Raw genomic sequence first — 15204 nt, 5'->3', positions numbered from 1 at the left:
TCTTCCCATGTCCGATGCCCGACACGACACCGCCGCCGAGGCCCGCCTCGAGGACGGTAACGCCGAGGGCCCGCACGCCGGCCGCCACCGCGGTACGGCTTCCGCCCAAGAGAACGCCCAGGTGGTCGAGGCGCCGCACGGCCGCCACCGCCGCCCCTCCAGGCCCCCCGCCATGGAGGTCTGACGGTCCCGGGGCCCGTTTCAGCCCTCGTGGCGCAGGGCCTCGACGTCGGTGGCGGCGAAGGTGTCACCGGGGTCACGGCCCGCCCAGTACGGGGTGAGCAGGTCGTCCGGCTCGTCGCGGGTGAACGCCTCCTTGGCGGTGTCGGACTTCGCCGTCGCCGGAGCCGTCGCGGCCGGGCTGCCCGTAGTCCCGGACGAGTTCGGCGCTGCGGGGTTCGGCCGAGCTGGCGGCGACGACGTCGATCGGCATGTCCGGCGGCTCGTTCGCTATGCGGTGGGCCTTGGCGCGGCCGTCCGCACCGTCGGCCCCGCCAGGGCGTGCACTAGAACGCGTTCTAGTGCACGCCCGTGCATAACGCATCGCCCCGGCCCTGAAAATAGCTGACGTGTCGTCAGATCAGCGCCCGCCAGTGACATTTGTCCTGCCCGGGTCCGTACATTCCCCACTGACCCGCGGTGGCCGCCGGTCGTAGTGTCGGTGACATGACGACGACAGTGAGCTTCACCAGGGCCGTCAAGGCGTTCGGCGCGGTACGCGCGGTGGACGGCGTCGACCTGGCGATCCGGCGGGGGGAGTCCGTCGCCCTGCTCGGCCGCAACGGCGCGGGCAAGTCCACCGCGATCAGCCTGCTGCTCGGGCTCAACGAGCCCGACGAGGGCGAGGTCCGGCTCTTCGGCGGCACCCCGCACACCGCGGTCCGCGCGGGCCGGGTCGGCGCGATGCTGCAGGACGGCCGGCCGATCCCCCGCGTGACCGTGCGCGAACTGATCACCTTCGTGGCGCGCACCTACCCCTCCCCGCTGCCCGTCGCCGAGGCCCTGGAACTGGCCGGCCTCACCGAGGTCGCCGGCCGCCGGGCCGACCGGCTCTCCGGCGGCCAGGCGCAGCGGGTCCGCTTCGCCGTGGCCCTGGCCGGCAACCCCGAGCTCATCGTGCTGGACGAGCCCACCGCCGCCCTCGACGTCGAGGCCCGGCGCGCCTTCTGGGACTCGATGCGGGCCTACGCGGCCCGCGGCAACACCGTGCTGTTCTCCACCCACTACCTGGAGGAGGCGGACGAGAACGCCGGCCGCATCGTCGTCATCGACCGCGGCCGTGTCGTCGCCGACGACAGCGGCGAGCGCATCAAGCGCGCGGTCGGCGGCAACCTCGTCTCCTTCGACCTGGCCGGGACCCCCACCGAGGGCCTGCGGCAGCTGCCCGGGGTGGTGTCCGTCGAGGTCCGCGGCGACCGCGCGCTGCTGCGCTCCTCGGACTCCGACGCCACCGTCCTCGCCCTCGCCGGCCGCGGCATGGTCCGCGGCCTGACGGTGACCGCCGCCAGCCTGGAGGACGCGTTCCTCTCCCTCACCGCGCGGTCCGCCGCACAGGACGCCGCCCCCATCACCGCCGAAGACACCGTCGCCCTCGCCGAGGAGAAGGTCTGATGCTGCTCGCCTACGTCTCGCTGGAGATCCGCCGCACCCTGCGCGACGCCGGATTCGTGATCTTCGGCGTCGGCATGCCCGTCATGATGTACCTGCTCTTCACCAACCTCGGGGTCTCCGGCTCGGAGGAGGACAAGGCCGCCTCCCTGGCCGCCATGATCGGCATGGCCGCGTACGGCGCCCTGGGCTCGGCGGTGTCCACCGGGTCGAGCGTCGCCGAGGACAAGGGCCTCGGCTGGCTCCGCCAGCTGCGGATCACCCCCATGTCGCCGCTGCTGGTCGTCACCGGCCGCTGCATCAGCGGCTCGGTCACCGTGCTGCCCGCCATCCTGGCCGTCCTGCTGGCCGGCGGCCTCGTCAACGGCGTCGCACTGGAGGCCTGGCAGTGGGCCGCCGTCGGCGGGCTGCTGTGGGTCGGCACCGCCCCCTTCACCCTGCTCGGCCTCGGCAACGGCTACCGGCTGTCCGGGCAGACCACCGGCGTGGTGAACATGGCCTGCAACCTGGGCCTTTCCGTCGTCGGCGGGCTGTGGATCCCCTCGGCCGTCTTCCCCGGCTGGCTGCGGGCGGTCTCCGAGTGGACCCCGTCCCACCGCTTCGGGCAGCTCGGCTGGAGCATCGCGGACGGCGCGCTTCCCCGGGCGGGTACCGTCGCGGTGCTCGCCGCGTGGACGGCCCTGTTCGGCGCGTACGCCGTCTACGCCTACCGCCGCTCGGCACGCACCCCGTGAGTCCCGCCCGCACAGCGCAGGAGAAGGAGACGACGGCCATGGCGACCACGACGCGATCACGGCCCCCGCTGCCGGCGCGCATCCGGCACGGGTGGCGGCAGGTGCGGGTGACCCGCTCCTTCTCCCAGGAGATCGAGGACCTCAAGCCCCCCACCCGCTTCACCTTCCTGCCCTGGCTGCTGATGGGCGTGGGCGCCCTGTCCCACCTCCTGCAGGGCGAGGCCGCCAACCCCTGGCTCGGCGGCCTCGGCCTGCTGGCCTTCAACTCCCTCTACATCGGCGTGGTCTTCACGTCCTTCGACCCGCGCACCGCCCGCGGCAAGGTGCCCCGGCGCTACCTCCTCGCGCTGGCCGCCGTCACCTACGCCCTCGCCATCGGCTACGGCGGCAGCTGGCTGGTGTTCTTCCCGCTGCTGTCGCTGGCCGTCGGGATCGTGGTGCGCGGCCGGCGGATGGGTCCGGTCCTCGTCGCCCTCGCGGTGTCCGCCGGAATCGTCTCCGGACTGCGCAGCGGTGACATCTGGGAGGGCGTGTCCATCGGGTACGGCAGCCTCATCTCGGGCCTGGTGACCGCGGCCATGCTCACCCTCTTCGACGCGGTGACCCAACTGCGCGCCACCCGGCAGGAACTGGCCCGCAACGCCGTCGCGGAGGAGCGGCTGCGGTTCTCCCGCGACCTGCACGACCTGCTCGGGCACACCCTGTCCGTGGTCGTCGTCAAGGCGGAGGCCGCCCGCCGGCTCGCCCCGCGCGACCTGGACGCCGCCCTCACCCAGGTCGCCGACATCGAAGCGGTCGGACGCCAGGCGCTCACCGAGATCCGGGAGGCCGTCACCGGATACCGCGAGGGGAGCCTGTCCACCGAGCTGGATCGCGCCCGCTCGGCCCTGGCGGCCGCCGGGATCGAGGCCCTCGTCAAGGAGTCCGGCCCGCCGCTGCCCTCGCAGACCGAGGCCCTCCTCGGCTGGGTGGTGCGGGAGGGGGTGACCAACGTCGTACGGCACAGCGGGGCGACCAGCTGTGCCATCGAGCTCGCCGGCACCGGCGGGCACGTACGCCTGCGGATCACGGACGACGGCCGCGGCGTAGGCTCGGTGCCCGGATCGGGATCGGGCTCGGGCTCGGGGCTGAAGGGACTCACCGAACGGCTCGCCGCCGCCGGCGGCTCCCTCGGCACGGGCCCCGGCCCGCGGGGCGGGTTCCGCGTGGTCGCCGAACTGCCGGTGGAGGAGGAGCAGACCGCATGAGCGGCGCCATCAAGGTCCTGCTGGCCGAGGACCAGGGCATGATGCGCGGGGCGCTCTCCCTGCTGCTGAACCTGGAGGACGACATCGACGTCGTCGCGCAGGTCTCGGCGGGCGACGAGATCGTCGCCGCGGCGCTGGAGGCCCGGCCCGACGTCGCGCTGCTCGACATCGAGCTCCCCGGGCGCAGCGGCCTCGACGCCGCGGCGGAACTGCGCGAGCGCCTCCCGGAGTGCAGGGTGCTCATCCTGACGACGTTCGGCCGCCCCGGCTACCTGCGCCGCGCCATGGAGGCCGGGGCCCGGGGCTTCCTGGTCAAGGACGGCCCCGTCGAGGACCTCGCCGCCGCGATCCGGCGCGTCCTCGACGGGCACCGCGTCATCGACCCCGCCCTGGCCGCCGCCGCCCTCAGCACCGGGCCCAGCCCGCTGACGCCGCGCGAGCAGGACGTGCTCAACGCGGCAGCGGACGGGGCGACCGTGGCGGACATCGCGGCACGTGTGCACCTGTCGGAGTCGACGGTGCGCAACCACCTGTCGTCGGCCATCGGGAAGACCGGCACCCGCAACCGCACGGAGGCGGTCCGCACCGCCCGCCACAACGGCTGGCTCTGACCGGGCCGCCTACCCCGTCACTCGTGCCAGACCCAGGTGACCCGCTCGTACAGCGACTCGAAGCCGGCGCGCAGCATGTTGTGCAGGGAGGTGTTGCGGTCGCCCGGGCCCTCCGCTCCCGTCTCGGCGACGAGCCATCGGCAGCCGGCGTCGCGGGCCGCCCGGACACGGGCCGTCAGAAGCGCCGACTGGGCGCCGCGGCCGCGCCACTGCGGGAGCGTCGCCCCGCCGAACATGTCGGCGCAGTCACCGTTCACGAAGACGCTGCCGACGGCGACGATCCGTTCGCCCTCCCAGACGGCGTACTGCCGCCAGTCCGGCCTGCCCACGCACGCCGCGGCCATGTCGATCATGGCCGGCGCGGTGAAGCCGAAGGTCGTCATCATCACGGTGGCCCACTCGTGCGCCTGGTGGCGCCCCACGAGGCCGACGCGCAGGCCCGGGTCGAGCGCGGTGACACCGTCGGCCGCGGCCAGGGCCGTCCGTACCTCGCAGCCGAGCTTGACGAGGCGCCCGCCCTCGGCGAGGTTCCACTTCCGTGCGGTCGGGGCCCAGTCCGGGGGCAGCAGCGGCGGCGCGATCGCGAACGAGCCGGCGGGCACACCCTGCTCGCGGTAGAAGCCGCACACCTGCTCCACGACGTCGGCGGTCACCGGTGCGGCGGGCCCGAAGCCCCCGGCCCGGTTGAAGAAGCGGCTCGGGTCCTCGCGAACGGCCAGCGCCCGCACGGAGCCGATCCGCTCCGCGCCGATGCCCAGTGTCCTGCGGATGTCCGCCGGCGCTCCGGTCACGAAGTCGGCGTAGGCCGCGATCTCGGTCTCCTCGGCGAGGCCGGTCGGCACCGTGGTGCTCATGCTGCGTTCCCCTTGTCCTCGGTGGTGACGACGTCGTGGCCGCCGGCGATCGCCGGGACCGGCGCCGCGCCGCCACGGCACCGCGCCCGTGTGCGGGCCGGACGTGCCGGAGACGTGGCGCGTGTGCCGCGCTCCGCCTCGTGATGGATGACGTTCATACCCGCACGATGCGGTGGGGAGCGGAAAGGTTCGATCAGCCGCCATGATCTTTTGCGGGGCCGCCCCGCCGGTGGCGCGGGTGGTACAGGCGCAACCTGTCGTCGCGGTCCCGGTCCAGGAAGTGCACCCAGACCACGCCGGGCGGGCAGTGGAACGGGTCCTCCGGCGGGTTGACGATGGCCGTCTCCCAGATGACGACCTCGCGGCTCGCCACCACGTTCAGCAGCTTCTGGCGGACACCCTCGGAGACGTCGCGGCCGAAGGAGAATCCCAGGTAGTCCAGGTCCGAGCGCTTGCCGGTCGGCCAGGTCACCTCCAGCCGGGGCGACCGCCACCCGGCCCACGCGGAGGCGAGCTCGCCGTGGTGGGCCGCGATCAAGGTCTGCTCGGCCAGCAGGCGGTGGCGCGCGGTGAGGGAGGCGGCGTCGTCGTGGACCCGGTCGCCCAGGCTCAGCAGCGCGGCGGCCAGCTTGGCCCGCGCCTGGTTGAGCCTGCTGCGCACGGTGCCGACGGCGATGCCGCACAGCAGCGCTATCTCCTCGTAGGAGGTGACGTCGGTGAAGTAGCGGAGCATCGTCACCAGTCGCAGCCCGGGTGACAACTGCTCCAGCGCACTCCAGATCCAGTCCCGCAGCACCTGCTCGTCGAGTACGTCCGCCGGGTCCGGCGGGCCGCCCGAGCGGTCCATGGCGACGAACCCCTCGAGTTCGGCCACCGGGACCGCCGACTTCCTGCGCAGCTGGGCGCGGGAGACGTTGCGCACCACCATCCGCAGCCATGGGCCGGCCGCCTCCGGGTCGCGGAGGTCCCCGATGCGCCGCAGCGCGATGAGCGCCGCCTCCTGCACGGCGTCCTCGGCGTCCGGGCCGTGGCCCAGCATGGCGAGGGCGACGCCGTACATGGGCGCCCGGTGCCTGGCGAGCAGCAGACCGAGGGACGCCGCGTCGCCCGACTGCGCGGCCCGCACCAGATGGAGGTCCGGCGGCACCCCGCTCGGCAGCAGATCCGTCATATGGTGACCATTCAACCAGAACGGCCGGAGCCCCGGACCGCACGTCGCGAGCCGCACCCCGGACGGAACGGCACCGCGGGCGTGGGGGACGATGGAGGGCATGAGCACGCCACTCCCCGCCGAGGTCCCCGCGGACGCACTGGCCGCGTTCGAGGCGGCCAAGGGCTTCATGCCCACCCACGAGGGCCTCGCCCTCCACGCGGCCGCGGCCGGCGCCGCCGCGCGCCTCCCGGGCCTGCCCCTGCTGGAGGTCGGCACGTACTGCGGCCGCTCCACCATCCTGCTGGCCGCCGCCGCCCGCGCGGCCGGGACCGTCGCCGTCACCGTCGACCACCACCGCGGCAGCGAGGAGCAGCAGCCCGGCTGGGAGTACCACGACACGACGCTCGTCGACCCCGAGGTCGGCCTGATGGACACCCTCCCCGCCTTCCGGCGCACCCTGCACGCCGCCGGGCTGGAGGAGCACGTGGTCGCGGTCGTCGGCCGCTCCCCGCAGGTCGCTGCGGTGTGGGGGAAGCCGCTCGCCCTGGTCTTCATCGACGGCGGTCACACCGACGAGCACGCCGGGAACGACTACGGGGGATGGGCCCCGCACCTCGCGCAGGACGGCCTCCTGGTCATCCACGACGTCTTCGCGGACCCGGCCGACGGCGGACAGGCGCCCTGGCGGATCTACCGGCGGGCGCTGGACTCGGGCGCGTTCACGGAAGTGTCCGTGACCGGTTCGCTGCACGTCCTCCGGCGTACGGGCGCCGGGACCTGAGACGGCGGATAGCATCGCTGACGTGTTCAAGAGCAAAGCCCGCACCACCGTGGTCGTCGTGGCCGCGCTGGTGCCGGCGTGCGCGGCCGCGTGGCTGGTGTGGGACGCCACGAGCGGACCGGACGACCCCGGACGGAACGGCGACCTCCCGCAGAACGTGCGTCCGCACCGCTCGGCGGCGGCGTCCTCCGGCCCGTCGCCGGCGGCACCGTCCTCCGGGGCGGCGAAGCCGCTCGCGGGGAAGGTCGTGGTGCTGGACCCGGGGCACAACGCGCGGAACAGCCGGCACACCGCCGAGATCAACCGCCTGGTCGACATCGGCACCGCCCGCAAGGAGTGCGACACCACGGGCACGGCGACCGACGCCGGCTACGCCGAGGCCGCGTTCACCCTGGACGTGTCCCGGCGCGCCAGGGCGCTGCTCGAGGCGCGCGGGGCCGCGGTGAGGTTCACGTACGACGGCGACCGCGCCTACGGCCCGTGCATCGACGAGCGGGCCCGGATCGGGAACAAGGCCAAGGCCGACGCGGTGGTGTCGGTGCACGGCGACGGCTCGGCGGCCGGCAACCGCGGCTTCCACGTGATCCTGCCCGCGCCGGTGCACCGCGGCATCGCGGACACCCGCGCGATCAGCGGACCGTCCAAGCTGCTGGGCACCGCCCTCAAGCGGCACTTCGCGGCGGAGACGGGCACGCGGCCGTCCAACTACATCGGCGGCGGCACCGGCCTGGACGTCCGCCGCGACCTGGGCGGACTCAACCTCAGCACCAGGCCGAAGGTGTTGATCGAGTGCGGCAACATGCGCGACCCGAAGGACGCGGCACTGATGACCAGTCCGGCCTGGCGGCAGCGCGCCGCGGAGGGCATCGCGGACGGCATCAGCGCGTTCCTGGAAGACCGCGAGTGATCGGCCGGTGAGCATTGGGTCCCGATCGTGTCACCGAGGGGCGTACCGGTCCCACCCGGCGACAACCGCCCTCATACGATGGGGAACCGCTCGGCGACAGCGACAACGAGACGACTGACAAGGACTCCTAGTGAATAACCGCTCCCTCACCCGAGGAGACGGCGCGGTGATCGGCGCGGCGCTGCTGCTGCTGATCGCCTCGTTCCTGAACTTCTACACGTTCAAGGGATGCAGCTCCGACGAGTGCGGAGCCAGCGCGTGGAAGAGCGAGCTGTTCCCGCTGCTGCCCTCGGTGCACCTCCTGGGCCTGATCGCCGCCGGCCTGTTCGTCGCCTCGCGCTTCCAGCCCGAGGGCCGCAAGCTGCTCGGCATCGGGCTCGCCCACTGGGGCGCGGTGCTCTCCGTCGCCGCCGCCTGGGACGCGCTGTGGTCGCTGTTCCACGGGAGCGAGGCCTTCGAGCTGGCCGCCGGCGCCTACCTCTCCTTCGTCGCCGCGGCCGCTCTCGCCGCGGCCATGCTGCTCACCCTGCAGGGCCTTCCCGCGCTGAAGGCGCCGCTGCTGCCGGCTCCCCGGCCGCAGCAGCCCCAGCAGGCGCAGCCGTACGGCGGCCAGCAGGGCCAGCCGTACCCGGGCGTGCAGCAGGGCGGCTACGGGTACCCGGGGCAGACCGGTGGGCACGGCGCGCCGGCCGACCAGTCGTTCGGCGGCGGCCAGTACGGCTACCCGCACGGGCAGCAGCAGCCGCAGGCCCAGCAGCCCCAGCCCCAGCCCCAGCCCCAGGCCCAGGCCCCGCAGCAGCCTTCGGCGGACTTCGCGGCCTTCTGGTTCGCGGTGCCCGTGGCGCGGCCGCTGTACGCGGAGGACGGTTCGGCCCAGCAGATCGCCGAACTGACCCCCGGCACCTGGTACCTGGCGGTGGAGCAGCGGGGCGGCGCCCTGGTCGCCCAGACCCAGGACGGCCGGCGCGGCGTCCTGCAGGACGTCAGCGGCCTCCAGCGCGGCTGATCCCCGCTCCTCGCACACACGCGAGACGCACGATCCGTGCCCCGGACCGGACGGTCCGGGGCACGGCTGTCTCCCTTCCGGGCCGGGGGGCGGTTGCCGTACCGCATAACTGACATACCGTCAGTTGTGGCGGGAGGCGTGCGCATGCGGCCGCGCCCGACCCGGCCACCCTGCGGGTGCCGGCCGACCTCATCCGGCGCTGAGCTGGGACAGCGAGGGCACCTTGTCGGTGACCTTGGCGCCGGCGCCCTCGCCCGCCGACTTGACGCCGCTGATGGCGTCCTGGAAGGTGCCCACGATGTCGTCCGTGCCCTGGCCGCTGCGCAGCTTGGCCGGCAGGTCCTTGAGCGAGTCGATCCCCGCCGTCAGCGGCGCCACCAGCTTGGCGAGGGTCGGGTCGCCCTTGGCGTTCTCCGAGGCGGCCTTGAGCCGGTTGTAGGCGAAGGCCCCGGCCAGGCCCGCCTTCACCAGCGTCAGCTTGCGGCCGTCCGCGTCCTTGTTGAACTTGCCCTCGCGGTAGGGCTTGACGATCCACTGGTAGGTCGCACCGGCGGCCAGTCCCGCGTTGGCGACGAAGCGCGTCTTGGCGAGCTTCTGCTTCTGCACGGAGGAGGTGGGGCTCGCGGTCCCGCCGCTCGCGGTGTCGCCGGAGTCGCCGCCGCAGGCGGGGACGAGCAGCAGCACGCCGGAGAGCAGGAGGGCGGTCAGGGCACGGCGCAAGGGCATGACGGTCTCTCCCGGGAGGATGCGGTGGGTGATCGCATCCTCGCCCGGGCCCCCGGCACCGGCCACCGCACAGGGCCGTACGGGGCGTCAGGCGGGCGCCACCGGGGACGTTTCAGTCCGCCGATCGGGGCAAGACGGCAGGTATGTCCAGACGATATCGCGGCAATCTGGCGGCCACGATCATCATGGTGGCCGCGGACGTGGCGGCTTTCATCCTGATCCTGTGGATCGTCCTGTGGATGCTCGACGCCAACCGGGCGAACGACCTCGTGGAGTGGATCCACGACATGGCGTCCTGGCTCGGTGGCTGGGCCCACAACATCTTCTCCACCCAATCCGCATGGGCGCGCACCCTGCTGAACTACGGCCTGCCGGCGGCGGTCTACCTGATCGTCGGGCACGCCGTGGCGGGTCGCGTCAACAGGGCCTGACGCCCGTTCACCGGCCGGCGCAGCACCCCGCCGCATCGGGCACCAGCCCGAGCGGCAGCCGGTCGCCCCCGAAGACCGCGGTCGTCGCCTCGTCCCCTCCCAGGGCGGCGACGGCGAGCAGCAGGGCCCCGGCCGTCCATGTGGTGCGTTCCCGGGGCCACACCGAGGGTTCGGTGCCGGCCTGCGCGTCGCCCTCGAAGACGTACCCGGTCCAGTACATGCCGTCCTCGGCGCGCAGGTGCTGGATCTCGGCCAGGACATCCACGGCGCGGTCCGACTCGCCCATCGCCCACAGGGCGAGGGCGAGTTCCGCGCTCTCGCCGCCGGTGACCCAGGGGTTGGGCACCACGCAGCGGACCCCGAGGCCGGGCACGACGAACTCGTCCCAGCGGGCCAGCACGCGCTCGCGCGCGGCCTCGCCGCGCAGCACCCCGCCGAGGACCGGGTAGTACCAGTCCATCGAGTACCGGTCCTTGTCCAGGAACCGCTCGGGGTGGTGGGCGACGGCGTGCCCGAGGGCACCGGCGGCCAGCTCCCAGTCGGGCTGCGGGTCCTCGCGGTGCTCGGCGACGGCCAGCGCGCAGCGCAGCGCCTGGTACATCGAGGAGCAGCCGGTCAGCAGCGCCTCCCGCGGGTACGTCCCGTCCTCCTCGCGCTTCCAGGCGATCTCGCCGCCGGGCAGCTGGAGTTCCAGGACGTACTCGACGGCCGCGTACAGCACCGGCCACATGCGTTCCACGAAGGCGTCGTCGCCGGTGGACAGGTAGTGGTGCCACACGCCGACGGCGACGTAGGCGCAGAAGTTGCTCTCCCGCCCCAGATCGGTGGGCTCGCCCTCCGCGCCGTCGGCCCAGCCGTACGCCGCGTACCAGGAGCCGTCCGGGTTCTGCCGGCGGGCGAGCCAGGTGTAGGCCGCCTCGGCGTGCTCGTGCTCACCGGCCGCGTCCAGGGCCATGGCGGCCTCGACGTGGTCCCAGGGGTCGAGGTGGCCGCCCTCGAACCACGGTATGGCGCCGTCCGGCCGCTGGACGGCGAGGATCCCGGCGACGGTCTGCGCGGCCTGCTCCGAGGTCAGGACGCCCGGGAGGACGAGGTGTTCGGTCCGCCTCACGCGTCGACGCCCGCCTTCGGGGTGTGCGGCTTGGTGGCGTAGGCGACGAAGCTCTTGCCGATCAGCGGGTTGAGCGCGTTCTCGGCGAGCCGGGTGGCCAGCGGTTTCCTCATGATGTCCCAGACCAGCAGCTTGTGGTACAGCTTCACCGGCAGGGCCTTGTCGTTGTCCACGCCGACGGCGCACTTGATCCACCAGTACGGGGAGTGCAGCGCGTGCGCGTGGTGGCTGCCGTACGGGCGCAGGCCCGCCTCGCGGATCCTGCCCAGCAGTTCGTCGGCCCGGTAGATGCGGATGTGCCCGCCCTCGACCTCGTGGTAGGCGTCGGACAGCGCCCAGCAGATCTTCTCCGGCCCGTAGCGCGGCACGGTGATCGCGATCAGCCCGCCCGGCTTGAGGACGCGCACCATCTCGGCGAGCACGCCCTTGTCGTCCGGGATGTGCTCCATGACCTCGGAGATGATGACGCGGTCGAAGGTGTCGTCGGGGAACGGCAGGCTCAGCGCGTCGCCCTCCATCGCCGTGGCGGTCGCCCCGGCCGGGGCCTCCCCGGCCTCCTTCATCGCGGCGAACCACTTGGCGACCTCGCGGATCTCGTCGCCGTTCCGGTCCAGGGCCACCACGTTCGCGCCGCGCCGGTAGCACTCGAAGGCGTGGCGGCCCGCACCGCAGCCCAGGTCGAGCACGCGGTCGCCCGGGGCGAGCGGGAAGCGGGTGAAGTCGACGGTCAGCACGTGGAGTCTGCTTTCGTCCGGGACGGTGACTGGACAGTGGGCCGCGGCCCCGCGGCGGCCTCGATCGCCGCACGGTAGTGCTCGGCGGTGCCGATGGCGGCCCGCTCCCAGGTGAAGCGGGCCAGTACGCGTTCCCGGCCGGCCAGACCGAGGCGGCGGCGCAGCTCGGAGTCGCGCAGCAGCCGGCCGAGCGCCGTCGCCAGCGCGCCCGGGTCCCCCGGCGGCACGGCGAGGCACGTCTCGCCGTCGGGCCCGGCGACCTCGGGGATGGCGCCGCCGGTCGTGGCGACCAGCGGCGTCCCGGTGGCCATGGCCTCGGCGGCCGGCAGCGAGAAGCCCTCGTACAGCGACGGCACGCACGCCACCTGGGCGCCGCGCACCAGGTCGACCAGCTCCTCGTCGCTGATGCCCTTGACGAAGTCGACGGCGCCGCCGAGCCCGTACCGCTCGATGGCGGCGGCCACCGGGCCGTCGTCGGCCCGCTTGCCGACGACGACGAGGTGCGCGTCGGGGTGCTCGGTGCGCAGCTTCGCGAGCGCCTCCACGAGGTGGACCAGGCCCTTGAGCGGCACGTCGGCGCTGGAGGTGGTCACGATCCGCCCCGGCACCTCGGGCACGGACGGGTCCGGCGAGAACAGCGCGGTGTCCGCGCCGATGTGCACCACGTGCACCCGGTCCTCGCGCACCCCGAGGTGGTCGACGATCTCCTGGCGGGAACTCCCGGAGACGGTGAGCACGGACGGCAGCCGGCGCGAGACCCGCTTCTGCATCCGGGTGAAGCCGTACCAGCGGCGGACCGACGCCCGGCGCTTCCACCCCTGCGCGGCGTCGAGTTCGAGCTGCCGGTCGACGGTGATGGGGTGGTGGATCGTCGTCACCAGCGGCGCGCCGAGGGCGTCCGGGCCGCCGAGCAGGCCGTAGCCGAGGGTCTGGTTGTCGTGGATGACGTCGAAGGCGCCCCGCCGGGCGGCCAGGTGACGGCGGGCCCGCAGGCTGAACGTCAGCGGCTCCGGGAACCCGCCGGTCCACATCGTGCCGACCTCCAGCGCGTCCACCCAGTCGCGGTACTCGTCGCGCTTCGGGGTGCGGAAGGGGTCGGGCTGGCGGTAGAGGTCCAGGCTCGGCAGCTCGGTGAGGCGCACCCCGTCACCGACCTCGTCGAGCACGGGGTAGGGCTGGGCCCCGATCACCTCGACGCTATGGCCGAGCCGGGCGAGTTCCCTGGACAGATGGCGCACGTAGACGCCCTGGCCACCGCAGAACGGGTTCCCCTTGTAGGTGAGCAGCGCGATCCGGAGCGGCCTGGCCTCTGCGGTCACTCACGGCCCCCTTCTCACTGCACTTCAGCGGGAGCGTAGCCGCCCGTGCGTTGGTAGAACAAGTTTCAGAATCGGTTACTCAGGAGTTGGCCCGAGAGCACGAAGATACCTGTAGCCGTGCGGGGGGTTCTGGCTGGTGCGGGTGATTCCCGCCACGCCGCGGTGGGGGCCGTGGGGGGGGTTCACCCACCCGCCCGCCGCAGCAAACAACCCGCACACAACCACCGGCCGCAAAGGGCACCCACCGGGCAGCCCGGCGCAGCCGCACACGGCGGCGGAACAGAGCGGACCCCGCGGCAAGGCACCGCAGTACGCTGGGGAAGGTTCCGCACGGCGCACAGATTCGGATTGGGACAGATGACCGCAGCTCCTCAGCCGACGCCGTCCCCCGTGCCGCTGACCGAACGTCAGGAAGCCCGGCGGCGCCGCATCCTGCGCACCAGCGCCGAGCTCGCCGTGCGGGGCGGATTCGACGCCGTCCAGATGCGCGAGGTCGCCGAGCAGTCGAACGTCGCGCTCGGCACCCTCTACCGCTACTTCCCGTCCAAGATCCATCTGCTCGTCGCCACGATGCGTGACCAGCTGGAGCACCTCCACGAGGCGCTGCGCAAGCGTCCGCCCTCGGCTGCCGCGCCCGCGGACCGCGTGGCGGAGACGCTGATGCGCGCGTTCCGCGCGATGCAGCGGGAGCCGCACCTCGCGGACGCCATGGTGCGGGCGCTGACCTTCGCCGACCGTTCCGTGAGCCCGGAGGTGGACGCCGTTTCGCGGCTGACGACCGCGATCGTGCTGGACGCGATGCGGCTGGACGGGCCGCCCGGGCCCGAGCTGCTGTCCGCGGTGCGCGTCATCGAGCACACATGGCACTCGGCGCTTGTGACCTGGCTGTCCGGGCGCGCCTCGATCGCCCAGGTGAAGATCGACATCGAGACCGTCTGCCGGCTCATCGACCTGACCGATCCGCGCCGCGCGCAGGCGTGACCCCGGCACGTCGCTCCTCGGGCGGGAAGACGGCCTCGCCAGTCGGCCAGCGCGATGCTGATCGCCTCCACCGGGCAGCCCTCCGCCGCCGCGTGGGACTGCCGGGCGGAGGCCAGGGTGAAGCCGCCCGGCGCGGAGCTCACGCACATGCCCGTGCCGATGCGCACTCCCCGGTCGACCTCGATGTGCCAGCGGTCCCCCACGGGGTCAGCCCTCCCAGCCGGCGGGCAGGTGGACCATCTTGTGCTCCAGGTACTCGCCCAGCTCCTCCGGCCCGAAACTCGCGCCCGAGCCCGGAGTTCCTGTAGCCGCCGAAGGGGCCGAGCATGTCGCGGCTGAAGGTGTTGACGTCGAACGTGCCGGTGCGCCGGCGGATCGCCGGTACAGACCCTGCCGGAAGGCCGTGGTCGGAGTCGTCGGCGATGCGGACGGCCTCCGCCTCGTCCTCGTACGGCAGCAGGCAGATGACCGGGCCGAAGATCTCCTCGCGGGCGATCCGCATGGAGTTGGACACGTCGCCGAAGAGGGTGGGCTCGACGTACCAGCCGGTGGGCTGCGCCTGCGGGCGGCCGCCGCCGGTGAGGACCTTGGCGCCCTCCTGCTGCCTGAAGGCGACGTAGTCCAGGGAGCGCTGCTGCCGGCGGCGGGCGACCAGCGGCCCGACCTGGGTGGCGGGGTCAAGGGGGTCGCCGACGCCGAGGTGCTGCCCGCCCACGAGCACGCCTCCACCGGCGCCGGCGCCCGGGTACGCGAACTGCCGGACCACCACACCGCCCGCCTCGTCTCGCTCCGCGCCCTGATCGCCGAGGCCCCCCGCACCCCGTGGGAGCTCGCCGCGGCCATGCGGTGGAACCGCCTCTGGGAGCAGATCCCCTTCCCCTCCCGGAACATCGCCGTCGCCGAGGCCGAGGCCCACCTGCGCCGCCTGGTCAAGCTCGGGCACGCCGAACCGGTGCCCGGTTCCGACCCGGTCGCGTACACCGCGGTGTGAGCGGCCGGTG

Annotated in this window: 17 protein-coding genes and 3 pseudogenes; 11 read left to right on the top strand and 9 right to left on the bottom strand. The window is 73.5% G+C overall.

Annotation, left to right across the window (positions count from 1 at the left end):
- Window positions 1-7: 7 nt before the first annotated feature.
- The 5 genes from B085_RS49890 to B085_RS0101910 all read left to right on the top strand — a co-directional run bounded on the left by B085_RS49890 (window position 8) and on the right by B085_RS0101910 (window position 4200).
- Window positions 8-184 carry a hypothetical protein gene (locus tag B085_RS49890; protein ID WP_018556863.1) on the top strand — a complete coding sequence of 59 codons (177 nt, stop codon included), beginning with the start codon at window positions 8-10 and terminating at the stop codon, window positions 182-184.
- 494 nt (window positions 185-678) lie between these two features.
- On the top strand, window positions 679-1611 hold the full coding sequence (locus B085_RS0101925; RefSeq protein WP_018556862.1) for an ABC transporter ATP-binding protein: 933 nt from the start codon (window positions 679-681) through the stop codon (window positions 1609-1611).
- On the top strand, window positions 1611-2342 hold the full coding sequence (locus tag B085_RS0101920) for an ABC transporter permease (protein ID WP_018556861.1): 732 nt from the start codon (window positions 1611-1613) through the stop codon (window positions 2340-2342). Before B085_RS0101925 ends, B085_RS0101920 begins: the two co-directional genes overlap by 1 nt.
- 38 nt (window positions 2343-2380) lie before the next feature.
- Complete coding sequence (locus B085_RS0101915) at window positions 2381-3589, top strand: sensor histidine kinase (protein WP_018556860.1); 1209 nt, start codon at window positions 2381-2383, stop codon at window positions 3587-3589.
- Window positions 3586-4200, top strand: a complete 615-nt coding sequence (locus B085_RS0101910) for a response regulator transcription factor (RefSeq protein WP_018556859.1) — start codon at window positions 3586-3588, stop codon at window positions 4198-4200. The genes B085_RS0101915 and B085_RS0101910 overlap by 4 nt, the downstream gene beginning before the upstream one ends.
- A 17-nt stretch (window positions 4201-4217) precedes the next feature.
- On the opposite strand, the gene B085_RS0101905 is transcribed toward B085_RS0101910, so the two are convergent.
- Genes B085_RS0101905 through B085_RS40915 form a run of 3 tightly spaced genes read right to left on the bottom strand, consistent with a single transcriptional unit; the run spans window position 4218 to window position 6225 of the window.
- The gene (locus B085_RS0101905) at window positions 4218-5054 is read right to left on the bottom strand and encodes a GNAT family N-acetyltransferase (protein ID WP_018556858.1); all 837 of its coding nucleotides are present in this window, start codon (window positions 5052-5054) and stop codon (window positions 4218-4220) included.
- Window positions 5051-5212, bottom strand: a complete 162-nt coding sequence (locus B085_RS49055; RefSeq protein WP_018556857.1) for a hypothetical protein — start codon at window positions 5210-5212, stop codon at window positions 5051-5053. Before B085_RS49055 ends, B085_RS0101905 begins: the two co-directional genes overlap by 4 nt.
- 35 nt (window positions 5213-5247) lie before the next feature.
- Window positions 5248-6225: an RNA polymerase sigma factor gene (locus B085_RS40915; protein WP_018556856.1), complete on the bottom strand. Its 978-nt coding sequence runs from the start codon at window positions 6223-6225 to the stop codon at window positions 5248-5250.
- Window positions 6226-6316: 91 nt separating this feature from the next.
- On the opposite strand from B085_RS40915, the gene B085_RS0101890 reads away from it, so the two are divergent.
- The 3 genes from B085_RS0101890 to B085_RS0101880 all read left to right on the top strand — a co-directional run bounded on the left by B085_RS0101890 (window position 6317) and on the right by B085_RS0101880 (window position 8901).
- A complete protein-coding gene (locus tag B085_RS0101890) occupies window positions 6317-6988 on the top strand; it encodes a class I SAM-dependent methyltransferase (RefSeq protein ID WP_018556855.1) in 672 nt (223 codons plus the stop codon).
- A gap of 22 nt (window positions 6989-7010) precedes the next feature.
- Complete coding sequence (locus B085_RS0101885; RefSeq protein WP_018556854.1) at window positions 7011-7895, top strand: N-acetylmuramoyl-L-alanine amidase; 885 nt, start codon at window positions 7011-7013, stop codon at window positions 7893-7895.
- A 130-nt stretch (window positions 7896-8025) separates the two neighbouring features.
- A complete protein-coding gene (locus B085_RS0101880; protein WP_026250584.1) occupies window positions 8026-8901 on the top strand; it encodes a DUF5336 domain-containing protein in 876 nt (291 codons plus the stop codon).
- 189 nt (window positions 8902-9090) lie between these two features.
- Here the strand turns inward: B085_RS0101880 and B085_RS0101875 are convergent, their stop codons facing one another.
- Complete coding sequence (locus B085_RS0101875) at window positions 9091-9627, bottom strand: hypothetical protein (RefSeq protein ID WP_026250583.1); 537 nt, start codon at window positions 9625-9627, stop codon at window positions 9091-9093.
- 143 nt (window positions 9628-9770) lie between these two features.
- Here B085_RS0101875 and B085_RS0101870 point away from each other — a divergent pair, with 143 nt between their 5' ends.
- A complete protein-coding gene (locus B085_RS0101870; protein WP_051101917.1) occupies window positions 9771-10058 on the top strand; it encodes a hypothetical protein in 288 nt (95 codons plus the stop codon).
- Window positions 10059-10065: 7 nt separating this feature from the next.
- On the opposite strand, the gene B085_RS0101865 is transcribed toward B085_RS0101870, so the two are convergent.
- The 3 genes from B085_RS0101865 to B085_RS0101855 are packed head-to-tail and all read right to left on the bottom strand — an operon-like array spanning window position 10066 to window position 13222.
- A complete protein-coding gene (locus B085_RS0101865; protein WP_018556850.1) occupies window positions 10066-11169 on the bottom strand; it encodes a prenyltransferase in 1104 nt (367 codons plus the stop codon).
- Window positions 11166-11903 (bottom strand): class I SAM-dependent methyltransferase, encoded by a 738-nt coding sequence (locus tag B085_RS0101860; RefSeq protein WP_018556849.1) that lies wholly within the window; start codon window positions 11901-11903, stop codon window positions 11166-11168. Before B085_RS0101860 ends, B085_RS0101865 begins: the two co-directional genes overlap by 4 nt.
- On the bottom strand, window positions 11897-13222 hold the full coding sequence (locus B085_RS0101855; protein WP_018556848.1) for a glycosyltransferase family 4 protein: 1326 nt from the start codon (window positions 13220-13222) through the stop codon (window positions 11897-11899). Before B085_RS0101855 ends, B085_RS0101860 begins: the two co-directional genes overlap by 7 nt.
- 357 nt (window positions 13223-13579) lie before the next feature.
- Here B085_RS0101855 and B085_RS0101850 point away from each other — a divergent pair, with 357 nt between their 5' ends.
- Window positions 13580-14203, top strand: a complete 624-nt coding sequence (locus B085_RS0101850) for a TetR family transcriptional regulator (RefSeq protein WP_026250581.1) — start codon at window positions 13580-13582, stop codon at window positions 14201-14203.
- Here B085_RS0101850 and B085_RS50360 read toward each other — a convergent pair.
- Together B085_RS50360 and B085_RS0101845 are read right to left on the bottom strand one after the other, a co-directional pair.
- Window positions 14166-14406 (bottom strand): annotated as a pseudogene (locus B085_RS50360) (ferredoxin). The gene B085_RS0101850 and the pseudogene B085_RS50360 overlap by 38 nt on opposite strands.
- 4 nt (window positions 14407-14410) lie before the next feature.
- Window positions 14411-14903: pseudogene (locus B085_RS0101845) on the bottom strand (aldehyde dehydrogenase family protein); the annotation flags it as partial.
- Between B085_RS0101845 and B085_RS0101840 the strand changes: the two are divergent.
- Window positions 14898-15194: pseudogene (locus B085_RS0101840) on the top strand (MBL fold metallo-hydrolase); the annotation flags it as partial. The pseudogenes B085_RS0101845 and B085_RS0101840 sit on opposite strands and share 6 nt — an antisense overlap.
- Window positions 15195-15204: the final 10 nt, after the last annotated feature.

Source organism: Streptomyces sp. BoleA5 (assembly GCF_000373665.1).
In the GTDB taxonomy this organism is placed as follows: Bacteria; Actinomycetota; Actinomycetes; order Streptomycetales; family Streptomycetaceae; genus Actinacidiphila.
The sequence above is the reverse complement of the archived record's forward strand: the minus strand, read 5'-3'. Positions and strand labels throughout refer to the sequence as shown.

Bases quoted from the DNA above. Each gene is read 5' to 3' on its own strand.
- B085_RS49890 (WP_018556863.1), top strand. From the start codon at position 8: ATGTCCGATGCCCGACACGACACCGCCGCCGAGGCCCGCCTCGAGGAC.
- B085_RS0101920 (WP_018556861.1), top strand. From the start codon at position 1,611: ATGCTGCTCGCCTACGTCTCGCTGGAGATCCGCCGCACCCTGCGCGAC.
- B085_RS0101915 (WP_018556860.1), top strand. From the start codon at position 2,381: ATGGCGACCACGACGCGATCACGGCCCCCGCTGCCGGCGCGCATCCGG.
- B085_RS0101910 (WP_018556859.1), top strand. From the start codon at position 3,586: ATGAGCGGCGCCATCAAGGTCCTGCTGGCCGAGGACCAGGGCATGATG.
- B085_RS0101905 (WP_018556858.1), bottom strand. From the start codon at position 5,054: ATGAGCACCACGGTGCCGACCGGCCTCGCCGAGGAGACCGAGATCGCG.
- B085_RS49055 (WP_018556857.1), bottom strand. From the start codon at position 5,212: ATGAACGTCATCCATCACGAGGCGGAGCGCGGCACACGCGCCACGTCT.
- B085_RS40915 (WP_018556856.1), bottom strand. From the start codon at position 6,225: ATGACGGATCTGCTGCCGAGCGGGGTGCCGCCGGACCTCCATCTGGTG.
- B085_RS0101890 (WP_018556855.1), top strand. From the start codon at position 6,317: ATGGAGGGCATGAGCACGCCACTCCCCGCCGAGGTCCCCGCGGACGCA.
- B085_RS0101875 (WP_026250583.1), bottom strand. From the start codon at position 9,627: ATGCCCTTGCGCCGTGCCCTGACCGCCCTCCTGCTCTCCGGCGTGCTG.
- B085_RS0101870 (WP_051101917.1), top strand. From the start codon at position 9,771: ATGTCCAGACGATATCGCGGCAATCTGGCGGCCACGATCATCATGGTG.
- B085_RS0101850 (WP_026250581.1), top strand. From the start codon at position 13,580: ATGACCGCAGCTCCTCAGCCGACGCCGTCCCCCGTGCCGCTGACCGAA.